Annotated in this window: 3 protein-coding genes; 1 reads left to right on the plus strand and 2 read right to left on the minus strand. The window is 45.6% G+C overall.

Going from position 1 to position 3246, the window contains the following annotated elements; genetic code table 11:
* On the minus strand, positions 1 to 887 hold an 887-nt coding region (locus WBV27_RS04305), incomplete at its 3' end, for an aconitase family protein (RefSeq protein WP_424199735.1).
* A gap of 130 nt (positions 888 to 1017) precedes the next feature.
* On the opposite strand from WBV27_RS04305, the gene WBV27_RS04310 reads away from it, so the two are divergent.
* Positions 1018 to 1926, plus strand: coding sequence for a LysR family transcriptional regulator (locus WBV27_RS04310; protein WP_086943615.1), 909 nt, complete (start codon positions 1018 to 1020; stop codon positions 1924 to 1926).
* A gap of 3 nt (positions 1927 to 1929) precedes the next feature.
* Here WBV27_RS04310 and WBV27_RS04315 read toward each other — a convergent pair.
* Positions 1930 to 3246 (minus strand): CitMHS family transporter (locus WBV27_RS04315; protein WP_424199737.1); only part of this gene is annotated, 1317 nt, incomplete at its 5' end.

Raw genomic sequence — 3246 nt, forward strand, 5'->3', positions numbered from 1 at the left:
GCGATCGTCAAGTTTTTCAAACCTTCACCGAAATATTCGACGAATTTTCCGACTACTTTTTGCTCCCGCAATACTTGGGTCATTTTTAGAGCCAAGTCAGTTGCCGTTGCGCCATTTTGAAGCTTGCCTGTGAAGCGTACCCCAACGACATCCGGTATCTGCAGGTAGCACGGTTGACCCAACATACCTGCCTCCGCTTCGATACCGCCGACGCCCCAACCCAGAACACCCAAAGCGTTGATCATCGTCGTATGCGAATCGGTCCCTACCAAAGTATCCGGATAGAGGATAATTTCCCCATTGGCTTCGGCTTCCTTGACCACATCCGCCAAGTATTCCAAGTTCACCTGATGGACGATTCCTGTCGCTGGCGGCACCACGCTGAATGAATCAAACGATTTTTCCGCCCAGCTGAAGAATTCGTAGCGCTCCCGGTTCCGATCGAACTCAATTTCCGCGTTCATTCTAAAGGCATCATTGAATCCGGAGTAGTCGACTTGAACGGAATGGTCAATGACCAAATCCACCGGGATGTCCGGATTGATGATCGCGGAATCTTTACCCAATTTATCGGTCACATAACGCAAGGCCGCCAAATCCACAATCGCCGCTCCGCCTGTCAAATCCTGCAGAATGACACGGGATGGTTTGAAGGGGATCTCAGTTTTCACTTCGTTGAGGGGTTTCCAATTAGCCAAGGACAATACATGGTTTTCGGTAATGACTTTGCCGTCTGCTTGCCGCAGCAAGTTTTCCAGCAAGACACGGATGGAATATGGCAATTTGGCGATCGTCACTTGTCCATTTTCCAATGATTTCAGATCGTAGTACTTATACTCCTTCCCGTTCGTAGTGATGGTTTTGATTGATTTCTGCTTGCTGTTCATAGTATAGTACCTCTCCAATTTATATATTCTTGTATTTACTTAGTGTGATTGTATCCCTATAATAAACATAAATGAAATATATATTTTTTATGTATATCATAATCAAAACTTATGATAAGGGGATGATTCTATGGAAATGAAAGATATCGAATACGTTAAGGCAATCAACGACTGCGGCAGTTTGACAAGGGCAGCTGAGTCTCTATACATCTCACAACCCTCATTGAGCATGTACATCAAAAATATGCAGGCTCGCTTGGGGTTCCCAGTCTTCAATCAAATCGGAAAGAAATATGAATTGACTTTCCTTGGTGAACGTTTTTTGGCTGCCGGAATCGAGATTCTGCGCATGCGCGAAAACTTTTACGATGAAGCTGCCCATATATTGGACAACAAAATCGGCCGTTTGCGCGTTTCCATTCCCTTCATGCGCGGCTCCTATCTGGCTCCTGATATCTTGCCGAAGTTCAATGAAATCTACCCAAATATCGAAGTCGAATTGCTCGAAGAATCTTCCAAAGTTGTAGAAGAAAAAATCAACAACGGTGAAGCGGATATCGCAATCATGAATATGCCGCATCACGCGTTGAATTTGGACTTTGAAATCATCAAATCGGAAGAGATCCTGTTGGCTGTGCCCTCAGGACATCCTTGCATCAATCAAGGGAAGCCTAATCCGAAGAGCAGCTACCCTTCCATTGATCTGCATTTGTTCAAGAAGGATCGGTTCATTCTGCATTTCCCAGATCAGCGTACCGGCCAAATCGCCGAAGCGATTTTTGCGGAACATCATTTCGTCCCCAATAAAGTGACGCATACACGGAATATCGAGACAGCCGTCAATCTGACGATGACGGGATACGGCATCTCCTTCTTGAACGAGACCCATATCCGTCACTTGAAATTCGGCAATGCTCCGCGCTTTTTCTCTTTCGAAGGCAAGCCGCATTATGCGGATATGATTGTGGCTTACCGAAAAGGGCGAAAACTGCCTCCTTATATCAGAACTTTGATTGACCTTTGCCGGGAAGTCGTTTGATGCTTAATTGAACAAGAAAGGCAGCGGGATCGCACCGATCAGAATAGCGATAACCGTTTGGATCACGAAGCTCGGAAGACCCCATTTCAGGTATTCTTTCGAGTAATCACCAAAGCTGACTTCTGTTCTGTCAACCAAAACATAAAGGAATGCCACTAAGGGACTTGCAAAACGGATGGCTTGACCCATCATGGAAGCGACACCGATTTCAGTTGGTGTTGCCCCGTATTGGTAAGCGATTGGTGCCAATACCGGCAGGATCCCAAAGTAGAAAGCGTCATTTGGCAAGAAGAACAAACCTGGTAAAGAAATCAAAGCCAGGAAGAATGGAATGTAGGCACCCATCGTTTCCGGAATCATGCCAGCCATTTGTTGTGCGATGGCTTCACTCATGCCGCTGCCGTTCAGAACGCCCATGATGATACCTGCTCCATAAACCAAACTTACTGGACCTAATGCTTCTCCGCCATTTGCGATCAGACGGGAAGATTGCAGATTCAACTGTCTGTAGTTGACCAGTAATGCGATGGCTGTACCAAGCACGAATAGGATACCGCCATTGATGATGTCCATGATCAACATTGTCATGATTGCCGCGGTAAGCAAAAAGTTGAACCAGATCAATTTAGGGCGTTTCAAATACGCATCTTTTTCGTTGATTTCTTTAATGATGTGTTCCAAGTCGCTGTCATGGATGATGCCGCCCTCCGCTGTATAGCCCAGACGAGCGCGTTCTTTTTTACCATAGTAGTAGCACATATACAATGCCAGGATTGTTGCACCGATCATACCTGGAATAACGGGTACGAAGAATTCTTTCGGTGTCAAGTTCAGCACCGGCATCGCACGCGCCATCGGGCCACTCCAAGGGACTAAGTTCATTACCGAGTTGCTGAATCCGATGATTACCGCCAAGTAAAGCTGGTTCATCTTCATTTTTTTGAAAAGCGTCAGAACTGCTGTCGTTACGATCAAAACAGTCGTTGTCCCGTCACCATCCAGCGACACGATTAAAGAGATAACACCAGTTGCGACACAAATCTTCATTGGATCGCCTTTTGCCCATTTGATCATCTTCGTAGCCAATGGATCGAATAGACCGACGTCCAACATAACCGAGAAGTAAAGAATGGCGAACAGCAATAATGTAATCGTTGGGGCCACACCTTTACCGATAAGTGTCTTGTTCTCATCCAGCGAGTAATACAAACCTCCAAAAATCCAATCAAATACTTCCAAAAGTGGTGTTCCACTTATAAATGCTGCGGCTAAACCAAAAACAACGGGAACTAAAATTAATGCTGCAAAAGGTGACATTTT

It is taken from the genome of Trichococcus sp. (assembly GCF_049589555.1).
Classification (GTDB): Bacteria; Bacillota; Bacilli; order Lactobacillales; family Aerococcaceae; genus Trichococcus.